The sequence below is a fragment of the Leisingera sp. SA215 genome, assembly GCF_055902035.1.
The window spans coordinates 140,493-160,209 of sequence record NZ_JBVVXU010000001.1; the positions used below are offsets into that span (position 1 = coordinate 140,493).

Annotated in this window: 16 protein-coding genes and 1 pseudogene; 10 read left to right on the forward strand and 7 right to left on the reverse strand. The window is 61.8% G+C overall.

Annotated features, from left to right (window positions below):
- Nucleotides 1-202: 202 nt before the first annotated feature.
- The 3 genes and pseudogenes from AC0KW6_RS00680 to AC0KW6_RS00690 all read right to left on the reverse strand — a co-directional run bounded on the left by AC0KW6_RS00680 (nucleotide 203) and on the right by AC0KW6_RS00690 (nucleotide 837).
- Nucleotides 203-406, reverse strand: coding sequence for an integrase core domain-containing protein (locus tag AC0KW6_RS00680; RefSeq protein WP_416361555.1), 204 nt, complete (start codon nucleotides 404-406; stop codon nucleotides 203-205).
- Nucleotides 346-657, reverse strand: a pseudogene (locus tag AC0KW6_RS00685) (DDE-type integrase/transposase/recombinase); the annotation flags it as partial. The gene AC0KW6_RS00680 and the pseudogene AC0KW6_RS00685, both read right to left, overlap by 61 nt.
- Nucleotides 658-678: 21 nt before the next feature.
- Entirely contained in the window at nucleotides 679-837 is a 159-nt protein-coding gene (locus tag AC0KW6_RS00690) for a transposase (protein WP_323781264.1), read from the reverse strand.
- Nucleotides 838-1,108: 271 nt separating this feature from the next.
- Here AC0KW6_RS00690 and AC0KW6_RS00695 point away from each other — a divergent pair, with 271 nt between their 5' ends.
- Both AC0KW6_RS00695 and rarD read left to right on the forward strand, forming a co-directional pair.
- Nucleotides 1,109-1,708 (forward strand): superoxide dismutase, encoded by a 600-nt coding sequence (locus AC0KW6_RS00695; protein WP_474033812.1) that lies wholly within the window; start codon nucleotides 1,109-1,111, stop codon nucleotides 1,706-1,708.
- A gap of 124 nt (nucleotides 1,709-1,832) precedes the next feature.
- A complete protein-coding gene (rarD, locus tag AC0KW6_RS00700; RefSeq protein ID WP_323781258.1) occupies nucleotides 1,833-2,744 on the forward strand; it encodes an EamA family transporter RarD in 912 nt (303 codons plus the stop codon).
- Here the strand turns inward: rarD and AC0KW6_RS00705 are convergent.
- Nucleotides 2,681-3,232: an LOG family protein gene (locus tag AC0KW6_RS00705; RefSeq protein WP_474033813.1), complete on the reverse strand. Its 552-nt coding sequence runs from the start codon at nucleotides 3,230-3,232 to the stop codon at nucleotides 2,681-2,683. The genes rarD and AC0KW6_RS00705 overlap by 64 nt on opposite strands.
- 124 nt (nucleotides 3,233-3,356) lie before the next feature.
- Here AC0KW6_RS00705 and AC0KW6_RS00710 point away from each other — a divergent pair, with 124 nt between their 5' ends.
- The 3 genes from AC0KW6_RS00710 to AC0KW6_RS00720 all read left to right on the forward strand — a co-directional run bounded on the left by AC0KW6_RS00710 (nucleotide 3,357) and on the right by AC0KW6_RS00720 (nucleotide 7,386).
- Entirely contained in the window at nucleotides 3,357-4,880 is a 1,524-nt protein-coding gene (locus AC0KW6_RS00710) for a LysM peptidoglycan-binding domain-containing protein (RefSeq protein ID WP_474033814.1), read from the forward strand.
- Between the two features lie 97 nt (nucleotides 4,881-4,977).
- Nucleotides 4,978-6,807 carry an ABCB family ABC transporter ATP-binding protein/permease gene (locus AC0KW6_RS00715; protein WP_474033815.1) on the forward strand — a complete coding sequence of 610 codons (1,830 nt, stop codon included), beginning with the start codon at nucleotides 4,978-4,980 and terminating at the stop codon, nucleotides 6,805-6,807.
- Between the two features lie 306 nt (nucleotides 6,808-7,113).
- Nucleotides 7,114-7,386 carry an EF-hand domain-containing protein gene (locus AC0KW6_RS00720; RefSeq protein ID WP_474033816.1) on the forward strand — a complete coding sequence of 91 codons (273 nt, stop codon included), beginning with the start codon at nucleotides 7,114-7,116 and terminating at the stop codon, nucleotides 7,384-7,386.
- Nucleotides 7,387-7,540: 154 nt separating this feature from the next.
- Here AC0KW6_RS00720 and AC0KW6_RS00725 read toward each other — a convergent pair whose 3' ends face one another.
- Both AC0KW6_RS00725 and AC0KW6_RS00730 read right to left on the reverse strand, forming a co-directional pair.
- Nucleotides 7,541-11,371, reverse strand: coding sequence for an efflux RND transporter permease subunit (locus AC0KW6_RS00725; RefSeq protein WP_474033817.1), 3,831 nt, complete (start codon nucleotides 11,369-11,371; stop codon nucleotides 7,541-7,543).
- Nucleotides 11,368-12,483: an efflux RND transporter periplasmic adaptor subunit gene (locus tag AC0KW6_RS00730; RefSeq protein WP_474033818.1), complete on the reverse strand. Its 1,116-nt coding sequence runs from the start codon at nucleotides 12,481-12,483 to the stop codon at nucleotides 11,368-11,370. Before AC0KW6_RS00730 ends, AC0KW6_RS00725 begins: the two co-directional genes overlap by 4 nt.
- 316 nt (nucleotides 12,484-12,799) lie before the next feature.
- Here AC0KW6_RS00730 and AC0KW6_RS00735 point away from each other — a divergent pair, with 316 nt between their 5' ends.
- The 5 genes from AC0KW6_RS00735 to AC0KW6_RS00755 all read left to right on the forward strand — a co-directional run bounded on the left by AC0KW6_RS00735 (nucleotide 12,800) and on the right by AC0KW6_RS00755 (nucleotide 18,175).
- Nucleotides 12,800-13,471: a hypothetical protein gene (locus tag AC0KW6_RS00735; protein WP_474033819.1), complete on the forward strand. Its 672-nt coding sequence runs from the start codon at nucleotides 12,800-12,802 to the stop codon at nucleotides 13,469-13,471.
- A 53-nt stretch (nucleotides 13,472-13,524) separates the two neighbouring features.
- Nucleotides 13,525-14,847 carry a PQQ-like beta-propeller repeat protein gene (locus tag AC0KW6_RS00740; protein ID WP_474033820.1) on the forward strand — a complete coding sequence of 441 codons (1,323 nt, stop codon included), beginning with the start codon at nucleotides 13,525-13,527 and terminating at the stop codon, nucleotides 14,845-14,847.
- Nucleotides 14,848-14,919: 72 nt separating this feature from the next.
- On the forward strand, nucleotides 14,920-16,383 hold the full coding sequence (gene der / locus AC0KW6_RS00745) for a ribosome biogenesis GTPase Der (RefSeq protein ID WP_474033821.1): 1,464 nt from the start codon (nucleotides 14,920-14,922) through the stop codon (nucleotides 16,381-16,383).
- Nucleotides 16,384-16,692: 309 nt separating this feature from the next.
- Nucleotides 16,693-17,646: a fatty acid desaturase gene (locus AC0KW6_RS00750; protein ID WP_323776399.1), complete on the forward strand. Its 954-nt coding sequence runs from the start codon at nucleotides 16,693-16,695 to the stop codon at nucleotides 17,644-17,646.
- A gap of 196 nt (nucleotides 17,647-17,842) precedes the next feature.
- The gene (locus tag AC0KW6_RS00755; protein ID WP_474033822.1) at nucleotides 17,843-18,175 is read left to right on the forward strand and encodes a hypothetical protein; all 333 of its coding nucleotides are present in this window, start codon (nucleotides 17,843-17,845) and stop codon (nucleotides 18,173-18,175) included.
- 70 nt (nucleotides 18,176-18,245) lie between these two features.
- On the opposite strand, the gene serS is transcribed toward AC0KW6_RS00755, so the two are convergent.
- Complete coding sequence (gene serS, locus AC0KW6_RS00760) at nucleotides 18,246-19,538, reverse strand: serine--tRNA ligase (protein ID WP_474033823.1); 1,293 nt, start codon at nucleotides 19,536-19,538, stop codon at nucleotides 18,246-18,248.
- Between the last annotated feature and the right edge of the window lie 179 nt (nucleotides 19,539-19,717).

Sequence of the window (19,717 nt, forward strand, 5' to 3'; positions counted from 1 at the left end):
CGTGCTTGCATCACATGCGCAGCAGGCTGAATGGAACAACCTGAATGAACCGATTGCTACTGGATGCGCGCATTCTGCTGGCAACCGCGTCCGCCGCAGCGGCGGAAGGAAGAAGCATCACTGAGCAACTCCCTGATCTTTGGGCAAGTTCCGGCGATACTTAAGCTGCTCTCTGCACCTGCTGACCGGTTTGGGTTTGTCTTTATCTCAGCCAATAGGCCAAGCTTGGGGGGACGCCAGGGGCGGAATATGGGCGCCTGCAGTTGTACAACTCGATCCCTTTGCCGACACCGGCCTCTGCCTCTGATCCGGTCTCCCAGGCGTACAGGTAGACGCATTCGTATTTCAGCGACCGCCAGAGACGCTTGACAAAGAAATTGTCGAGGAACCGGTCTTTGCCATCCATCGAGATACGCAAGCGGGATCGCGCAGCCGGTCAGTCCAGTCAAGCGAGGTGAACTTGCTGCCCTGGTTGGTGCTCATGATCACGGATGGGCAGAGCCTGGCGATGGTCTTGCTCAGCGGTTCCACGCTGAAATCGGTTTTCAGCGTTTTTGAGATACGCCAGGCCAGCACCTTGCGGTTGTGCCAGTCCATGATGGCGGCCGGATACAGGAACCCCTTGCGCATTGGCAGGTAGGTGATGCCGGCCGCCCACCTGGTTGGGGCGCGTCACCCTCAGGCCAGGCAACAGATAGAGGTGTGTTTCCAATGATGGATCATCGCCGGGTGAACGCCGAGCCGACTGGCCAGATCGCGGATAATCGGCTCGCCCTTCAACGCTTCCAGCGCGACCTTAGCTTTGAAAATGGGGCGATGTTTCTTCCGTTTCGGCATTGCTGGTCTCCTTCGCGTTAAAGATCAGCAGACAACAAACCGCAGCTTACGTCAGTGTCCGATGTTCAGGGGAACTCACAACGCGCCGCGCGGCAGCGGTAAATGCATCGGTTGGAGAGTCTGAGATAAGCATAGCACCAGCCGGACCGGGCAGGCTCAGCCTTTGTGCACATAAACCTTGCAGGGAAATGGGGCCTTGGCACTTGACCTGAAACCCGCCGCACAGCATGTATCTGATCAGGAACGTAATCTTATTTTACAGGGGGCCCAAATGGCTTTTGAACTTCCCGATCTTCCTTATGCACACGACGCCCTGGCCGCCAAAGGCATGTCGGCCGAGACCCTGGAGTATCACCACGACCTGCACCACAAAGCCTATGTCGACAACGGCAACAAGCTGATCGCCGGCACCGAGTGGGACGGCAAGTCGCTGGAAGAAATCATCAAAGGCACCTATGACGCCGGTTCAGTTGCCCAGAATGGTATCTTCAACAATATCTCGCAGCTGTGGAACCACAATCAGTTCTGGGAAATGATGGGCCCGGGCGACAGCGCAATGCCAAGCGAGCTGGAAAAGGCGCTGGTGGAGTCATTCGGCTCGGTTGACGAGTTCAAATCGCAGTTCTCCGCTGCAGGTGCCGGCCAGTTCGGCTCCGGCTGGGCCTGGCTGGTCAAGAACACCGATGGCTCGCTGGCGGTGACAAAGACCGAAAACGGCGTCAACCCGCTGTGCTTCAACCAGACTGCTCTGCTGGGCTGCGATGTGTGGGAACACTCCTACTACATCGATTTCCGCAACAAGCGTCCGGCCTACCTGACCAACTTCCTGGACAATCTGGTGAACTGGGAAAACGTCGCCTCGCGGATGTAATCTGCAGGCAGATCAACGTCAGGAACGCCCGGTCATCCGACCGGGCGTTTCTTGTTTCGCCGGGCGGCCGGCGCGTATAGCGCACAACAGGCCGGCGGCGGGAACCTGAGGCTTGGAGGCAAAGATGAGTGACGCTGGCAAGGGTATTCTGGCAATGATCGCAGCCTGCCTGGTCTGGGGCCTGTCGGGGATCTATTACAAGGCCCTGTCGCATGTGCCGCCGGAGCAGGTTCTGTCGCACCGCGCGCTGTGGTCGTTCCTGTTCTTTTCTGGCGTGCTCCTGTTCCAGGGCCGGATCGGCGTCTTGGGAACAGCGCTGAGCACCAAGCGCAACGCGGTGTTTCTGGTCCTAGCAACGGCGATGATCTCGCTTAACTGGTTTGTCTTCATTTCGTCAGTGCAGACGGGCCACGCAACCGAAGCAAGCCTGGGCTATTACATCTTTCCTTTGCTGAGCGTGCTGCTGGGACGGCAGGTGTTCAGTGAGCGGCTGACACGGACCCAAGGCGCGGCTGTCGGACTGGCGGCACTGGCGGTTGCAGTGCTGTCATTCGGATTAGGGGCGGCGCCTCTGATCCCGTTGGTTCTTGGTGGCAGCTTTGCTCTGTACGGCGTTGCCAAAAAACAACTTTCTTTGGGTCCGGTGGTATCGGTCACCGCCGAGGTCCTGCTGATCCTGCCGGTGGCGCTGGCGGTGATCTGGCTGACTGGCGGCGCTGGATTTCTGGGCAGTACTGCCGACGCGGCAATGCTGGCGTTTTCCGGTATCCTGACCGGGCTGCCCCTGATCCTGTTCAGCTATGCTGCAAAACGCGTGCGGCTGGGCACCATCGGGGTGCTCCAGTATCTGAACCCGACGCTGCAGTTCCTGGTGGCGGTTTTGGTCTTTTCCGAGCCGTTCACTCCCTGGCACAGCGCCGCCTTTGCGCTGATCTGGAGTGCGGTTGCGGTGTTTTCGTTCTCGGCTCTGCGTCAGGAGCGGGCGTCGCGCAGGGCGGCAATGGCTGCTACCGGAGTGTCGGCCCAAATCAGATAATCCGCTGTGTCCTGACCGGCAAAACCCTGGCTGACTATATGGTTCAGCAGCTCGCGCAGCTTGTCCCAGTAGCCTGCGGTGTTCAGGATCACGATCGGCTTGTCATGCAGGCCCAGCTGGCGCCAGGTGAGGGCCTCGAACAGCTCATCCAGCGACCCGGCGCCGCCGGGCAGCAGAACCACCGCATCGGCGTTCCACAGCATGACCTTTTTGCGCTCATGCATGGTCTCGGTGACGACATAGGTTCTGACATCGGATTTACCGACTTCCCGCTTTTCCAGATGGCCGGGGATCACGCCGAAGGTTTCTGCCCCTGCGGCCTGAGCGGCGCGGGCGACCTCTCCCATCAGTCCGACATCGCCGGCACCATAGACCAGCCGCATCCCGTTTTCGGCGAGTGCGGTGCCGAGATCCTGTGCCGCCTGGGTATAGGCTGGCAGCGCTCCAGCGCGGGCGCCGCAGTAGACACAGACGGATTTGATGCTCATCGGCCAGCCTTTCCGTGGGAATTCAAGGTGGAACGCAATTGGTGTTTTGACCCGTGATAGCGGGATTGGTAGGTTTGCTCAACTAAGCGGAAGGCAACATTCCGCAATTTCCGAAGGGATCGAAATGGCGGAAGCATCTGGAAAAGGGGGGCTGGGGGCTCTCACATTTGGCGGCATTGCCGGCGTGGCGGTGGTGCTGGGCGGCGTGGCGCTGTTCCAGCTTGGGGATTTCGGCAGCGGCCAGCCAGGCGAGGGGGCGACGGACCATCAGACGGGCAGCCAGGCGGCAAATGGGGGGGGCGCATTCACAGGGGATGGCGGCGAATCCGGCCAGCCGCTGCAGAACCAGACCCGAACCAAAGCCGAGAGAGCGGAATCTGAACCTGCAGCCGCTGTTTCCGATACCGGCGGGGCTGAGGCTGAATCTGCTGAAACAGTGGCTTCAGAAGGCCAGGTTCCAGATGAAGATCTGCAAGTAAATATCGGAATTAAAATAGAAAATGAAATTTCTACGGGTCAAGCGCCCGAAGCAGCGGCGCGGCCGGAACGGATTGCTTTGGCAGACGCTGTTGATGAGGCGCCAACGTCCACGGTAGATACCTTTGTTCTGGCCCCCCCCGAACTGGATCTGGTGCGGGTAGACAATGAAGGCGCCACAGTGATTGCCGGACGCGCGCAGGCAGGGGTGCGTATATCGGTATTGCTGGACGGCGAAGTGTTGGAACAACTGGAAGTACCGACGGGCGGTGAATTTGTTTCTTTGACCACGATTGCGCCAAGCACCGATGCACGGGTGGTGTCGCTTCTGGCCGAACATAACGGCCGGAAGAAAGTCTCGGGGGCGTCTTTTATCCTGGCGCCGGTCAGTCAGGCAGCAGTGCTCAAATCTGCAGAGGTTGCCGTGGCGGAACAATCTGCAATCGAAACAGCATCAGCGGCTCTGGATCCAGCCGCTGACTCGGTTACAGGAATGGCGGACCCAAGCAATGGTGATGACAGCACCGGTCAGACGGCGGGGACTTTCGCAGCAGGGGCTCCGGCGGCGTCAACGGACCCGGCAACTGCCGGCGAACCGGAAACACCGCAGGGGCAGGCTATGGCCGTTCTGCGGGCAGATGCGGAGGGGATTGAGGTTGTGCAGCCCGCACGTCCCGCCGATCCGGAGCTGAATGACGAAGTGGCATTGGATTCAATCAGCTACAATGGCAGCGGCGGGGTCGAGCTGTCAGGCCGGGCGCAGCCGCAATCGCAGGTGCGGGTCTATGTTGACAACCGGCCTGTGGCAGAGCTGAACGCCGCGGCAGACGGGCGCTGGAGCGGCCGGCTGGAAGATGTGGCACCTGGCATTTATACCTTGCGCCTGGATGAGATCGAAGCGGGAACCGGAGCTGTGGTCAGCCGTCTGGAAACCCCGTTCAAACGCGAACCTCCCGGGACGCTGCTGCAGCCTGCGGAGGAGGCAACGCCGGATCAGCCGGTGCCATTGGTACGGGCGGTAACGGTGCAGAAGGGCGATACGCTCTGGGCAATCTCCCGACAGAAATACGGCAGCGGCTTTTTGTACGTCCGGGTCTTTGAGGCCAATCGCGGTGCGATCCGCGATCCGGACCTGATTTATCCGGGGCAAGTCTTTACCGTACCGGAGTAACAGCAAAGAACCCCGCCCCTGGGGGGCGTTTTTCCTGTTTGCCCCTCGCAAAACCGTGAACAGGTGAATATCTGAGGGGGTCAAGCCAGGAACCACCATGACCCAGACAGACCAGGCCGCCGTGCCGCCGCCAGCCCTCACCGCCGAAGACGAACGCCGGTCCGGCCTGCGCACACTGCGCAAGGTGGGACCGTATTTGTGGCCCAAGGATAACCGTGCAGTGAAGGTCCGGGTGGTGCTGGCGCTGGCGGTGCTGGTTCTGGCCAAGCTGATCGCGGTCTATACGCCGATGCTGTATAAAGACGCAGTCGACAGTCTCGCGGGGGAAGGGGTGCCGCCGCTGGCCCTGGGCGCCGTCGGTCTGACGGTGGCCTATGGCATGTCGCGCGTCCTGACCACTGGGTTTCAGCAGTTGCGCGATGCAATCTTTGCCCCGGTCGGGCAGCGTGCCCTGCGCCGTTTGGCGCTGGAGACCTTCGCCCATATCCACCGGTTGTCGATGCGCTATCACATCACCCGTAAGACCGGGGGGCTTAGCCGGATCATCGAGCGCGGCGTGAAGGGTGTCGAGTTCCTGCTGCGTTTCATGCTGTTCTCCATCGGGCCGCTGATCCTGGAGCTGACCCTGGTTGCGGTGATTCTGACGGTTCTTTTCGACGCCTGGTATCTGGCAGTCGTGGCCGGAACCATCACCCTTTATGTCTGGTTCACGTTTGCGGTGACCGAATGGCGGGTGAAGCTGCGCCGCGAGATGAACAAGCAGGACACCGACGCCAACCAGAAAGCCATCGACAGCCTGCTAAACTACGAGACGGTCAAGTATTTCGTCGCCGAGGAGCGCGAGGCGGCACGCTATGACGGAGCGATGCGGGGATATGCACAGGCGGCCCTGAAAACAGCCTATTCGCTGGCAGCACTGAATTTCGGCCAGAGTATGATTATCACCGCGGGCCTTATCGGTGTTATGGTGATGGCCGCGATCGGCGTGGAGCGGGGCGCGCTGACGGTCGGCGATTTCGTCATGGTCAACGCCTATATGATCCAGATCACGGTGCCGTTGAACTTCCTTGGCACCGTCTACCGCGAAATCCGCCAGAGCCTGGTGGACATGGGCGAGATGTTTGATCTTTTGGAGCAGCCCGCCGATGTGAGCGACCGCCCGGGCGCTGCTGAGCTGCGGGTCAATGGCGGCCGGATCACGCTGGAGGATGTGCGGTTTTCGTATGAGTCAGGGCGGGAGATCCTGAAAGGCGTCTCGTTGGAAGCGGAACCTGGCCAGACGGTGGCGATCGTGGGTTCCACCGGGTCGGGAAAATCCACCATCGGACGGTTGTTGTTCCGCTTTTATGACGTCACTGGCGGCGCGTTGAAGATCGACGGTCAGGACGTGCGCGACGTGACCCAGAAAAGCCTGCACCACGCGATCGGCGTGGTGCCGCAGGACACTGTGCTGTTTAACGACACGATCCGCTACAACATTGCCTATGGACGCGACGGGGCCACCCAGTCTGATGTGGAGCAAGCGGCGCGCGACGCGCAGATCCATGACTTCATCGCGGCGCTGCCGGAGGGCTACGACACGCAGGTCGGCGAGCGTGGTTTGAAATTGTCCGGCGGCGAGAAGCAGCGGGTTGGCATTGCCCGCACATTGCTGAAAAATCCGCCGGTGCTGCTGCTGGACGAGGCGACCTCGGCTCTGGACACCGATACTGAGCAGGAAATCAAGGAGGCGTTGGCTCGGGCCGGGCAGGGACGCACAGTGATCACCATCGCGCACCGTCTGTCTACCATTGCCGAAGCCAACCGGATCGTGGTGCTGGAGCAGGGGGAAATTGCCGAGACAGGCACCCACGACGAATTGCTGGCACGGGACGGGCGGTACGCGCGGCTGTGGCAGCGTCAGCAGGCGGATCAGGACGTGGCGTAAGCCTCGTGCGGCGGCTTTCGGACCGGCCGGGAAAGTTCCCAGAGACTTGCGTTATTGCCGCACCGGCGACAGCGGCGGCAAAAACCTGCGGCTTGCGCGGCTGCGGCTAAGCGGAGAAAGGCACAGGTTTCGGGCCAGGGCGGCAAGGCGCTCAGACCGGGGCGGGATTTCGGCGGCCCCGCGCCGAAAATTTCCCGGGCCGTCCCGGCCTCTGGCGATGGCTGCGCGCTGTGCCTACCTCTATCCGTGGCTCACCGAGACACCGTGGGTTTAGAAAAACGCAATAGAATGAATGGAGTATCTCACATGAAGTCCTTCGCATTGACTGCTGCCGCCCTGACTGCCCTTGCCGCTGCCCCGGTGGCCGCACTGGACCTCGCCACCGGGGTCACCGTTGGCATCGGCGCCGAGGCCGACGTGGACGGCAACGGCTCCTTCTCGCTGGAAGAGTTGCAGGCCGAATATCCGGAACTGAACGCGGAAACCTTTGCCGCCATCGATGCCGATGCCGACGGCGAGGTTGACCAGGATGAAATGAAGGCCGCCGTGGACGCCGGCGTGCTGGCAAAAGCGGGCTGAGCATCACCGCGTTCAGACCTGTTCCCAGCAGGCCGGCTCGCTTCCTCTCTGGTTGGAGCCTTGTGCAAAAGCTGCCGTTCCCTGCAGACAGGCTGACGTTGCAATGCAAAGAGCTGGCCCCGGAGGTGCGGGGCCAGCTTTCACCATTCTTCCGCTATTCCGCGGCGCGCAGGCGGCCCTGCGGGGCGGGCGGTTGCGGTTCGTCCTCTTCACCTTGGTCGCCGGCCTTTTCAGACGCCGAATCCTCTACCCACTGAATTTCCGTCGTCGGCAGCTGCCGCGCTTTTTTGAACAGACGCGAGTCCTGCGCGATGCGGCTGGAGCGGCCGCGGGTAATCCGCGACAGCGCCCGGCCCAGGGCGCGCATATAAGTGGCGAACCACACCCGGATTGCCAGCAGCGAGGGGGTGACAACCAAGGTTAGCACGGTGGCGATGCCCAAGCCGAAGACCACTGCCGTGGCCAGCTGTTTCCACCACAGCGCGGTGGGGCTGTCGATGGAATAGCCGCCGTTGATGAAGTCCAGGCTGACGCCGAACATCATCGGGGTCAGGCCCGCCATCGTGGTGATGGTGGTCAGCAGTACCGGGCGGATGCGCGCCTCCGCGGTGCGGATGATCGCTTCGATCCGCGGCATCTGCTGGCTGAACTCCTGGTAGGTGTCGATCAGCACGATGTTGTTGTTCACCACAATCCCTGCCAGCGCCACGATGCCGGTGCCGGTCATGATGATCGAAAACGGCTGCTGCATTACCATCATGCCGATCAGCACCCCGGTGGTGGATAGCACTACCGCCAGCAGCACCAGCGCGGAATTGTAGAAGCTGTTGAACTGGGCCAGCAGAATCACGAACATCAGCGCCAGCGCGCCGGCAAAGGCCTTGGACAGGAAGGCGCCGGATTCCTCCTGCTCCTCCTGGTCGCCGGTCCATTCCCAGCTGATGCCGCGCGGCAGCGGATCGGTTTCCAGCCATTCGGTGATGACGGCGATCCGCTCGTTCGGGTTGACCGGGCTGATCCTGGCACCATCCTCCAGCGCAGCCTTCAGCGCATCAAGGCTTTCAGCACCCGTCAGCTGCACCAGCTGCAGGGTTTTGCCATTTGGTGCGACGATGGTTTCTCCGGTTGCCGCGGTGCCTTCGGGCAGGTCCTTCAGCAGCGCCAAGCGGGTCATTTCGCCGGTATCCGGATCTTCGATCACGGCCTTGCTCAGACCCGCTTCCACGTCGGCCTTCACGTCATAGTAGCGCTCTTGGCCGATGCGGTTGATCTGGGCCAGTTTCGGCACCGGCTGGCGGGTGATGAAGTTGGACAGCGGCACCAGCCCGTCGGCAGTGCGGACCTTGAGGTTATCGAGCGTTGACAGCACCCGGTCCTGCTCCGGCAGGCGAACGCGGATGTCGATCTCCTCGTCCGAGCTGTCGACCCGCATGGTGTCCAGCAGGATGCCTCGGGTGACCAGCTGAACCATCGCGCCCACGGTGGCTACATCGGCGCCGTAGCGGCCGGCCTTTTCGACATCGACGTCGATCTGCCAGTCGATGCCTGGCAGCGGCAGGCTGTCTTCGATCAGGGTCAGGCCTGGGGTGGCCTCAAAATGCGCGCGTGCGGCTAGGGTGGCGGCTGTCAGTTCTTCCCAGCCGTCGCCGCGCAGGCGCAGGTGAACCGGTTTGCCGGAGGCCGGACCTTGCGCAAGGGCGCGGACCTCAACCTCAAAACCGGGCAGCCTGGCCATTTCGGCGTTCAGCTCGTCCAGGACCGTGTTGCCGTCGTATTCCTCGGCGATGAGTGCCTTTTCAACGCCCAGGTATTTGCTCAGCACCTCCCCGAACCAGCCATCCAGCGGTTCGTTGTCGGTGGGGCGGTCTTCCCAAGGGATGATCTCGAACTGGACCTGGCCGATGGTGTCGGGGGGCAGTTGCGCACCGGAGCTGTCGGTGTTCAACCCGCCGTCGCCGGCAAAGGAAAAGACGTTGATCACTGCGTGGTGCCGCAGGATGATGTCTTCAGCGGCGCGGACCATTGCGTCCTTTTCCTGCAACGAGATGTTGCCGCGGGCGCGGACGTAAGCGGAGGCCTGTTCAGGTTCCGAATCCACGAAGAATTCAACGCCAAGGTTGTTTTCACCAAAGGTTTTGAACACCATCATGATGGAGAACGCGACCGCGATGATGGTCACCACCGGCATCACCGGGTTGCCTGCGATGAACTTGATCACATGGCCAAAGGGCGTGTGATGGTAGCCGGCGGCGACCTCTTTCTGCTCACGCTCGATCTTGACCGCGCTAAGGGTGATGGAGGCGGCAAAAGAGGCAAGCGTGAAGACCAGCCCGCCAAACAGCACGCCGCCCAGTCCATCGGCCCCGCTGCCCAGCAGGTAAGACGGGTTCAGCATCTGCATGGCGCCTGCAAACATGCCCCACATGGCAACAGGCACCAAAGCGGCGCGCAGCCACCAGGGCGCGACCATGCGCAGCGCGCGGGAGGCGCCCTCGAATGTGCGGCTGATACGGCCGGTGACTCCGCCCATGACAGGCAGGTAGATCAGCGCCACCACCAGCGAGGCGGACAGCACAAAGATCATTGTGACTGGCAGCATTCCCATGAATTCGCCAGGCACACCGGGCCAGAACAGCAAGGGCAAAAAGGCGCAGAGCGTGGTCGCGGTGGAGGAGACCACCGGCCAGAACATCCGCTGTGCTGCCTCGACATAGGCGTGCATCGGGCCGGTGCCTTCCTGGATGCGTTTGTCAGCATATTCCACGATCACAATGGCACCATCCACCAGCATGCCCACGGCAAGGATCAGTCCGAACATCACCATGTTGGAAATGGTGACGCCCATCAGCGCCAGAAATGCAAAGCACAGCAGGAACGACGTTGGGATGGCAAAGCCGACCAGCAGCGCAGCGCGGCTGCCAAGCGCGGACAGAACGACGATCATCACCAGCGCCACGGCGGTCAGAACCGAGCCTTCCAGCTGGCTGACCATCGAGCCGACAACGCGGCTTTGATCGTTGGAGGTGCCGACGTTAACCGCGGCCTGCAGTTCCGGCGGCCATTTGGATCTGGAGGATTCCAGCGTCTCTTTCACCAGGTTGACGGTGTCGATAACGTTGTAGCCCTTGCGCTTGACCACCTGCAGCGCCACTGTGTCTCCGCCGTTGAATCGGGCGGTGCCGATCCGGTCTTCAAAGGTGAAATTGATCTGCGCCAGTTCCCCAAGGGTAACCACACGGTCACCGTTGGTTTTGACCGGCAGTTGATAGATATCCTTTACCTCGTCAAAGGAGGAGGGGATCTTGACCGCAAAGGTGCCCTGTGCAGTCTCCACTTCACCTGCCGCAATCAGCTGGTTGTTGTTCTGCACAACATTGATCAACTCAGGTGCTGTGACATTATAGGCTTCCAGCCGCAGCGGGTCGATCAGCACCTCGACCATTTCGTCGCGGTTGCCGGCGATCCCGGCCTCCAGAACCGCGTCCAGTGCTTCAAGGTCGTCCTGCAAGTCTTTGGCAATGCGCGCCATCGTGCGTTCCGGCACGGCGCCGGTCAGGTTGACGATGACGATCGGGAACTCGGAAAAGTTGATTTCGGTGATCGAGTATTTCTCGGCGCCGTCGGGGAATTCCGCCTCGGCCTTATCCATGGCGTCGCGCACGTCGGCCATGATCGCGGTCTTGTCCCAGCCGAACTCGAACTCCAGCGCCACCCCGGCATAGCCCTCGGCGGCGGTCGAGGTCATCTTGTCGAGCCCGTCGAGATCGGCCAGCTCGGTCTCCATCACCTTGACCATCAGGGTTTCGGCGTCCTCGGCCGAAATGCCGGGGAAGGGGACCGAGATGAACAGGGCGGGGATTTCGATGTCCGGCTCACCCTCCTTGGGCAGCATCGAATAGGCGACGCCGCCGACAAGCAGCGAGATCGCGATGAAGGCGAGGACCATCCGCGCGCGGCCGGCGGCCCAATCGACGATGCCAATCACTGTTCAGTCTCCCGGTAGGTGGCCGCCACCACGACTCCTTCGGTCACAAAGTCCTGCCCCACCACGATCACATTTGCGGTTTCGGGCAGGCCGCCGAGCCAGACTCCGTCGGCCTCATCCCGCAGGAGCTGCACCGGGTAGAATACCACAGTGCTATCAGAACCGACAACGCGCACCCCCAGCTTGCCTTCGTTATTCAGCGTTAGCGCCGATTGCGGCAGCTTGTGCGCGAGCCGGCCGGCCGAAGAAATCGCTATATCGGCGGTCTGGCCGTCACGGATGCTCAGATCCGGGTTGGGAACGGTGATTTCCACCTCAAAAGTGCGGGTGTTCGGATCGGCGGAACGGCTGACAAAGGTGACCTCACCCTGCACATGTTGTCCGGTCGCCAGTTCGGCCCCGGCCGTGGCGCCCTGGGTCACCTTGTTCACCTCGGCCTCGGGCACGTAGCCAACCAGCTTGATGGTGTCGAGCTGTATCACTGTGCCGCACAGGCTGCCGGGTTGCAGCAGGCTTCCCAATTCGGCGGTGTCGCTTTCCAGCAGGCCGTCGAAAGGTGCAGTAATGGTTAGGTGGCCGAGTTCTTGTTCTGCTGTCGCCACTGCGGCCAAGGCCGTCCGCTCCGCAGCCTCCGAGGAGGCCAGCCGGGTTTCCGAGGCGTAACCGCCTTGCGACAGTTTCGCCGAGGCGGTCAGATTGATCCTGGCTTCCTTCAACTGGGCCTGCGCCTGAAGCAGCATGGCCTGGCGGATGCCAGGGTCGAGTTCGCACAGCAAGTCGCCCTTCTTCACATGGGCTCCTTTGCGCAAGGGTTCGGAAATCACGGTTGAGGTGATCTCGGCCCGAACGTCGACCTGGCGGATCGCCTGCGTCTGTCCACGCAGGATGACCGCACTGTCAATGGTGCGCGCCTTGCTTCGCAGGGCCACTACGCCGACTCGCATGTCCGAGGCTTCGGCAAGCTGCTGGCCTTCAACTGGTTCCGGCCCGGTCTGGCCGGCCCCTGGCGCGACCTCGCCGCGGGCAAAGGCAATCAGATTATCACGCTGAATTATCACCAAATAGAGGCCAGCTGTCACAACCACAGCAGTCAGCATCGGAATGATACGCATGTCGGGCCTTCCTTGTTTCCTGTCGGGTCGGGTCATAGGTGCAAAATGCCCATGACCGGAATATGGCAGGGCCTGCTCACAAATGGCAGGGCCTGCTCTCTATGGGAGCCACGCGTATGTGATAAGCCTGATACAAGAGTTGTCCATTCTAAACTAAGCCGTTTAGTTCACATTTCTTTCCTTTCTGGGGTAAAAGCCGGGGTTTCTGGTGCAAACGGGCCACTTGGCTTGGCCTTTGAGCCGGGTTAAGAGGGGCGCAACGCATTTATTACCGGTTCGGGCGGATTGCCTGGGCCGCGCACATCAGGGGCTTTTCATGAGCGATACCGACAGCTTTATCGATGAGGTGACCGAAGAGGTCCGCCGTGACCGGCTATTCCTGATGCTGAAACGCTACGGCTGGATCGGCGGCGCTGTGGTGGCGCTGATCGTCGGCGGTGCCGCGTACCGCGAGTACAGCAAGGCACAGGACCAGGCCGCGGCAGAAGCCCTGGGGGATGCGATCAGCGCCGCGCTGGAAATTGACGGCAGCGGCAGCCAATCCGAAGCACTGGCTGCGGTTTCCGCCAAAAGCGCTGGCGGCGCAGCCATTCTGAAAATGCTGGAAGCGGGTGCGCTGGCGGACTCGGGCAAGCTTGCGGAGGCGGTCGCCCGGCTGGAGACTGTGGCGGTCAATGGCGAGCTGCCGCTGATCTACCGCCATATTGCCAGCTTCAAGGCACTGGCTTTGCAGGCCGGAACCCTGAGCTCTGACGACCGGCGTCTGCAATATGAGGCGCTGGCCCAGCCGGGCGCGCCGCTGGCACTGCTGGCGTCCGAACAGCTGGCGCTGCTGGATATTGAAGCGGGTAATACCCCGGCCGCAATCGGCCGGCTCCGGGAGATTGCAGCGGATGCTTCTGTGAGCGCAGACTTGAAAGAACGTGCAACTCAGTTGATTGTGGCGCTTGGCGGCTCCATGGAGGATGCCTCTGCGCCTGAGGGGTGAGGCGCTCCGCAGATGGGAACTTGCGGAACACGAACGGCAGACAGGGCAGGGTAATGACAAAAAGCAGAACATTCTCCCGGGCACGGGCTTTTTTGTGCGGCACCGCGGCGGTGGCAATTCTGGCCGCCTGTGCGGAGGAAGAGATTATCCTGCGCGGAGAACGCGAGGACATCCGTCCGGAGGCCGCAATTGAGGTGGTCAACCAATCCCGCGCGATTTCGCTGCCCAAGCAAGTGGTAAATGCAAGCTGGGCCCAGGGCCATGGCGCCGAGGCCGGACGCACAGCGCATCCTGCACTGGCAGCGGCGCCGCAGCGGATCTGGTCCGCTTCCATCGGAAGCGGCGACGGGCGCCGCCAGCGTATCACCGCAACGCCGGTGGTCGGCGGCGGGCGCATTTACGCGCTGGACAGCGCAGCACAGGTTTCGGCGGTGTCGCCGCAGGGGCAGGTCTTGTGGCGCAGCACGCTGATCCCGGCAGCAGATGACGAGGGTCAGGCCACCGGTGGCGGTCTGGCCTATGATGATGGCGTTCTTTACGTCTCCTCCGGCTATGGCGTGCTGACAGCATTGGATGCTGCCGATGGCAGTCTGATCTGGCGTCAGGAACTGGACGCCACCGGCTCGGGCCAGCCGCGGGTCAGCGGCGGCCTGGTCTATCTGGTGGCAGGGGATGACACCGGCTGGGCTGTCAGAACCAAGGACGGCCGCATCGCCTGGCAGATCGAAGCTTCGCCCTCGGCGTCGAATATCCTGGGGGCGCCTGCACCTGTGGTGACCAATGATCTGGCGGTCTTTGCTTTTGGTTCCGGGGATCTGATCGCCACTTTCCGCCGCGGCGGCCTGCGCCGCTGGAGCGCATCGGTCTCCGGCCAGCGCACCGGCCTGACCCTGTCGCGGATCAGCGATGTGACCGGCGCACCGGTGGTCTCGGGCAAGCGGCTGTATGCCGGCAACCACTCGGGGCGCACCGTCGCGATCGATCTCGACACCGGCGACCGGCTGTGGACCGCGCGCGAAGGCGCCGCCGGCACAGCCTGGCCTGCAGGCGGCAGCCTGTTCCAGGTCAGCGACCTCAACCAGCTGCTGCGCCTGGATGCGGGCAGCGGCGAGGTGATCTGGGCGGTTGATCTTCCGGGGTTTCTGAAAGACAGGCCAGGCAAGCGCGGCCGGATCCATGTGCATTACGGGCCGGTGCTGGCAGGCGGGCAGATTGTAGTCGCCTCCAATGACGGGCTTCTGCGCTTTTTCAACCCGCAGGATGGCAGCCTCATCCGCACCGCCGAGGTGCCGGGCGGCGCCACCACCGCACCGGTTGTTGCAGGGCGCACGCTCTACGTGGTTTCCTCCAATGGTGAATTGCTGGCATACCGCTGAGCAGTGTTTCCGGGTGGCGGATGCCGCCCGGATGCGTTATGAGCCGCGTCTGAATCGCAGAAAGCTGGTCTGATGTCCTTTACCCTCGCCATCGTGGGCCGCCCCAATGTGGGCAAGTCCACCCTGTTCAACCGCCTTGTGGGCAAAAAACTGGCCTTGGTCGACGACCAGCCGGGCGTGACGCGCGATTTGCGCGAAGGCGAGGCGCGTTTGGGCGATTTGCGGTTCACGGTGATTGATACCGCAGGTCTGGAAGATGCCACCGACAACTCGCTGGAGGGCCGCATGCGGCGGCTGACCGAGCGGGCGGTGGATATGGCCGATATCTGCATGTTCATGATTGACGCGCGCACCGGCGTGACGCCGACCGATGAGTTGTTTGCCGACATTCTGCGCCGCAAATCCGCCCATGTGATCCTGGTTGCCAACAAGGCCGAAGGCAACGCCGCCGAAGCCGGCGTGCTGGAGGCCTACAGCCTTGGTCTGGGCGAGCCCCTGCGCTTGTCCGGCGAGCACGGCGAAGGAATGCCGGATCTCTACTCGGTCCTGATGCCGCTGGCGGAGAAGTTTGAAACCGAGGCAGTGGATCATTCGCCGGTCACCGATGTGGTGCTGGACGAAGAGATCGGCGAAGATGAGGTCGAGAGCATCCCCGAGCCGACCGATGCCAAGCCGCTGCAGGTCGCTGTGGTGGGCCGTCCCAACGCGGGCAAGTCGACGCTGATCAACAAGATCCTGGGTGAGGACCGGCTGCTGACCGGACCTGAGGCAGGGATCACCCGCGACGCGATCTCGCTGCGGATGAACTGGAACGGCGTGCCGATGCGGGTGTTTGACACTGCCGGCATGCGCAAGAAGGCCAAGGTGCAGGAAAAGCTGGAAAAGCTGTCCGTTTCCGACGGCCTGCGTGCGGTGAAATTCGCCGAGGTAGTGGTGGTGCTGCTGGATGCGGATATCCCGTTTGAGCAACAGGACCTGCGGATCGCCGACCTGGCCGAGCGCGAGGGCCGGTCGGTTGTTGTCGCGGTGAACAAATGGGACATCGAAGACAACAAGCAGGAAAAGCTGCGCGATCTGAAGGAAGCCTTCGGCCGCCTGTTGCCGCAGCTGCGCGGCGCGCCTCTGGTGACGGTTTCGGCCAAAACCGGCAAAGGGCTGGACCGGTTGCATGACGCGATCATGCGGGCCTATCGTGTGTGGAACCGCCGGGTGCCGACCGCGGCGCTGAACCGCTGGCTGGTTGGCATGCTGGAGCAGCACCCGCCGCCAGCACCCCAGGGCAAGCGGATCAAGCTGCGTTACATGACCCAGGCCAAAAGCCGCCCGCCGGGGTTTGTGGTGATGTGCTCGCATCCCGACAAACTGCCGGAAAGCTATACCCGCTATCTGGTCAACGGGTTGCGCGAGGATTTCGACATGCCGGGCACGCCGATCCGGCTTTATATGCGCGGCCAGGGCGACAAGAACCCCTATAAGGGCAAGCGCGCCAAAAATGCCGGCGCTTTGGCCAAGCATTTGAACAAGCGCGGCGGCTGATCCAGTAAGACCGCGGTGCTCCCGCCGGTCCTGCGGCAGTCCCGAAAGAAAACCCCGGCCCGTTGGGCCCGGCGCCGCCCTGTCGGGCGGCGCTTTTGCGTTGCGCGGGGGGGCGCGGGCTTTTGCCTGCTGCTAGCCCTGCGTCTCCTGCCTGTATTTGGTTCACTTTTGCAGATTTATACACTTAAGGTTGAAGGGTTTGTCCGGTGATAATCTTGTTTTTGAACAAGGCCGGGTTATCTGGAAATTGACTTTGGACGGAATGCGCGCTTTGCATAGCTGTCACGCATCGGCTTTAGGGACGGGGTCATGGATCTGAGGGCACATACGCGTCAATTCGCACGACAGGACAACCGGCTGGCCTTGCTCAGCTATTTCGGCACTTTTGCGGTCTACTTTGCAGCGCTTGCCGTGGCTGTTGCCTATGCGGACCAGTGGTTCCTGATGCTGCCGGCAGGTGTGGTTTTTGCCTTTGCCGCAGTGCGGCTATATGTGCTGCAGCATGACACCGGGCATCATTCCTTATTTGAAACCCGGCTCCAGAACGAGATTGCCGGCCATGTGCTGTCTCCTTTCACATTTGCGCCGTTTGAGGTTATGAAACAGAACCACAACCTGCATCACTCCAACATCGGCAACCTGGAACACCGCGAGACGGGTGAGATTCACACCATGACCGTGCGGGAGTGGGCCAAGGCCGGGGGCTGGGACCGGCTCCGCTACCGTCTGTACCGCAATCCGTTCGTGCTGGTGCCGCTGGGGGCGGCATTCACTTACTTCATCCGCTATCGCTGGCCCAAGAATACCCGGCGCTTTGGTGCGGTGGCGGTGATCCTGCACAATCTTGTGATCGTCGCCTTGCTGGGCCTTCTTTACCGGGCGGCTGGGGTGACCGGGATCTGGGTCTGGCTGGTGTTTTCTTTCCTGGGCGGCATGATCGGAGTGTTCCTGGTCTACCTGCAGCATAATTTTGAGGACACCTATTGGGACCGCCGCCCGGACCTAAACCCGCAGGTGGCGGCGCTGCAGGGGTCTTCCTGCCTGGATTTCGGCTGGGTCTTCGACATGGCGGTGGCCAATATCACCCTGCATGATATCCACCATTTTAACGCCCGTATCCCGTCTTACCGGCTGCGCCAATGCCACTACAGCCTGCCGCCGGAACTGGGGCTGCGCCGGATCAAATTTCGCGAAGCAGTCCGGGCGCTGACGCTGAAGTTGTGGGACGAGGACAAAAAATGCCTGGTGCCCTTTCCAAGCTGAGGTCTTCCTCTGTTGAAACGGGCGGCGGGCAGCTATGACTTCCAAGGCGCAACTGACCTGGCTGCACGGGAACCCGCCGCTGCACGGCATCCCCGGTGCCGGAACCGGACATGCGGTGATGCTGCCGCAGGCTTCCAAGGAATAGCCGGCTGAGGCCGCCAGGCCGACCGAATTTGAAAAGAAGGAGACCCCGCCCATGACCGGAAAGGCGCCAGGCAGGAAAGTGGTCAAGCCACTGGCAGATAGAGCAACTGGTGGATTGCAGGACGAGCTGAATGCCAAACTGGCAGCTGCCGAGGCCGCGCGCCGGGCAGCCGAGGAAAAGGCTGCAAAGGCGCAGGCCAAGGCGCGTAAAGCCAAGCGTAAAGCGGCGCAGCTGGCGGTGGATTTTGCAGCAGCAAGAATAAAAGCCAAGCAAAAGGCAAAGAAGGTCAAAGCGAAGGCGAAAAAAGCCGTTGAAAAGGAAAAGGCAAAGGCTCAGGCAATTCTTGAAGCCAAGGGGGGCGGGAAGAAGAAGGTGAAGAAATAACCTTAACGCTCTGAGCAAGAAAAAACGGCACCGCTTGGGCGCCGTTTTCTGTATGGCTCTGGCGTTTGTGTCAGGCCAGTGCGCCATCCGCGGTCAGGGTCAGCTTACCGCCCAGATAAGGTGCCAGAACCTCGGGCAGCTTGACCGATCCATCCGCCTGCTGGCCGTTCTCCAGCACTGCGATCAGGCAGCGGCCCACTGCCAGACCGGATCCGTTCAGCGTGTGCAAGAACTGCGGCTTGCCGCCGCCCTCAGGCTTGAACCGTGCATTCATCCGGCGGGCCTGGAAATCGCCGCAGACCGAAACCGAAGAGATCTCGCGATAGGTTTTCTGGCCGGGCACCCAGACCTCGATGTCGTGGGTCTTTCTGGCGCCGAATCCCATGTCGCCAGTGCACAGAACAATGGTGCGGTAGGGCAGGCCCAACCGTTCCAAAATGTTTTCGGCGCAACGGGTCATGCGCTCATGCTCATCACCGCTGTTGTCAGGATGCGTGACCGAAACCATTTCGACTTTCTCGAATTGGTGCTGGCGCAGCATTCCGGAAGTGTCCTTGCCGGCCGAACCGGCCTCGGAGCGGAAGCACTGGGTGTGCGCCACATAGCGGCGGGGCAGGTAGCCTTCTTCGACCGTCATGCCGTTGACGATATTGGTCAGCGTGACCTCGGCAGTCGGAACCAGCCACCAGCCATCGGTGGTCTTATAGCTGTCTTCGCCGAACTTGGGCAGCTGGCCGGTGCCGTACATCATTTCCTCGCGCACCAGAACCGGGGTCCAGGCCTCAGTTAGACCGTTCTCGTCCACATGGGTGTTGATCATGAACTGCGCCAGCGCGCGATGGATGCGGGCGACTGCACCCGACAGCACCACAAACCTGCTGCCTGACAGTTTGGCTGCGGTTTCGAAATCCATGCCGGGCTTCACGCCTTCGATCTCGAAATGCTCCTTGGCCTCGAAGCCGAGTTCCTTTGGCTCGCCCCAGCGGCGGATTTCGACATTGTCGTCCTCATCTTCGCCGTCTGGCACGTCCTCAAACGCAAGGTTCGGGATGGTCATCAGCCTATCGGTCAGTTGCTGATCCAGCTCCTTGGCCTCGGTGTTCATGGCGGCGACTTCGGCCTTTTTCTCCGCGACCAGTGCGCGCAGGCGTTCAAACTCGGTCTCGTCGCCGCGGGCCTTGGCGGCGCCAACTTCCTTGGAGGCCTTGTTCTGCTGGGCCTGGGCGGCTTCTGCTGCCTGGATTTTGGCCCGGCGCGCCTCATCCAGTGCCAGGATCTCGGATGACACGCCCGCGTCCCCGCGCCGCGCCACAGCGGCGTCGAATGCGGCAGGGTTTTCGCGGATGGCGCGGATGTCATGCATGAGAGTCTCTCCTGGCGTTGAATGACGATTTGAATCAGTAAGCCCATCCTATGACGCAAGGGTGAACAAAGGGGAAGGGGCGCGTACGGTCTATGTGCAACATGGGAATTGCCGCAACTGCGGCAGCGGATCGGAGCGCCTTTCCCGGCACGGCGCCAAGCGAAACCTGCAACGGCCTT

Excerpts from the sequence above, each read along its gene's own strand:
- AC0KW6_RS00680 (WP_416361555.1), bottom strand. The coding sequence starts at position 406 with ATGGATGGCAAAGACCGGTTCCTCGACAATTTCTTTGTCAAGCGTCTC.
- AC0KW6_RS00690 (WP_323781264.1), bottom strand. The coding sequence starts at position 837 with ATGCCGAAACGGAAGAAACATCGCCCCATTTTCAAAGCTAAGGTCGCG.
- AC0KW6_RS00695 (WP_474033812.1), top strand. The coding sequence starts at position 1,109 with ATGGCTTTTGAACTTCCCGATCTTCCTTATGCACACGACGCCCTGGCC.
- rarD (WP_323781258.1), top strand. The coding sequence starts at position 1,833 with ATGAGTGACGCTGGCAAGGGTATTCTGGCAATGATCGCAGCCTGCCTG.
- AC0KW6_RS00705 (WP_474033813.1), bottom strand. The coding sequence starts at position 3,232 with ATGAGCATCAAATCCGTCTGTGTCTACTGCGGCGCCCGCGCTGGAGCG.
- AC0KW6_RS00710 (WP_474033814.1), top strand. The coding sequence starts at position 3,357 with ATGGCGGAAGCATCTGGAAAAGGGGGGCTGGGGGCTCTCACATTTGGC.
- AC0KW6_RS00715 (WP_474033815.1), top strand. The coding sequence starts at position 4,978 with ATGACCCAGACAGACCAGGCCGCCGTGCCGCCGCCAGCCCTCACCGCC.
- AC0KW6_RS00720 (WP_474033816.1), top strand. The coding sequence starts at position 7,114 with ATGAAGTCCTTCGCATTGACTGCTGCCGCCCTGACTGCCCTTGCCGCT.
- AC0KW6_RS00730 (WP_474033818.1), bottom strand. The coding sequence starts at position 12,483 with ATGCGTATCATTCCGATGCTGACTGCTGTGGTTGTGACAGCTGGCCTC.
- AC0KW6_RS00735 (WP_474033819.1), top strand. The coding sequence starts at position 12,800 with ATGAGCGATACCGACAGCTTTATCGATGAGGTGACCGAAGAGGTCCGC.
- AC0KW6_RS00740 (WP_474033820.1), top strand. The coding sequence starts at position 13,525 with ATGACAAAAAGCAGAACATTCTCCCGGGCACGGGCTTTTTTGTGCGGC.
- der (WP_474033821.1), top strand. The coding sequence starts at position 14,920 with ATGTCCTTTACCCTCGCCATCGTGGGCCGCCCCAATGTGGGCAAGTCC.
- AC0KW6_RS00750 (WP_323776399.1), top strand. The coding sequence starts at position 16,693 with ATGGATCTGAGGGCACATACGCGTCAATTCGCACGACAGGACAACCGG.
- AC0KW6_RS00755 (WP_474033822.1), top strand. The coding sequence starts at position 17,843 with ATGACCGGAAAGGCGCCAGGCAGGAAAGTGGTCAAGCCACTGGCAGAT.
- serS (WP_474033823.1), bottom strand. The coding sequence starts at position 19,538 with ATGCATGACATCCGCGCCATCCGCGAAAACCCTGCCGCATTCGACGCC.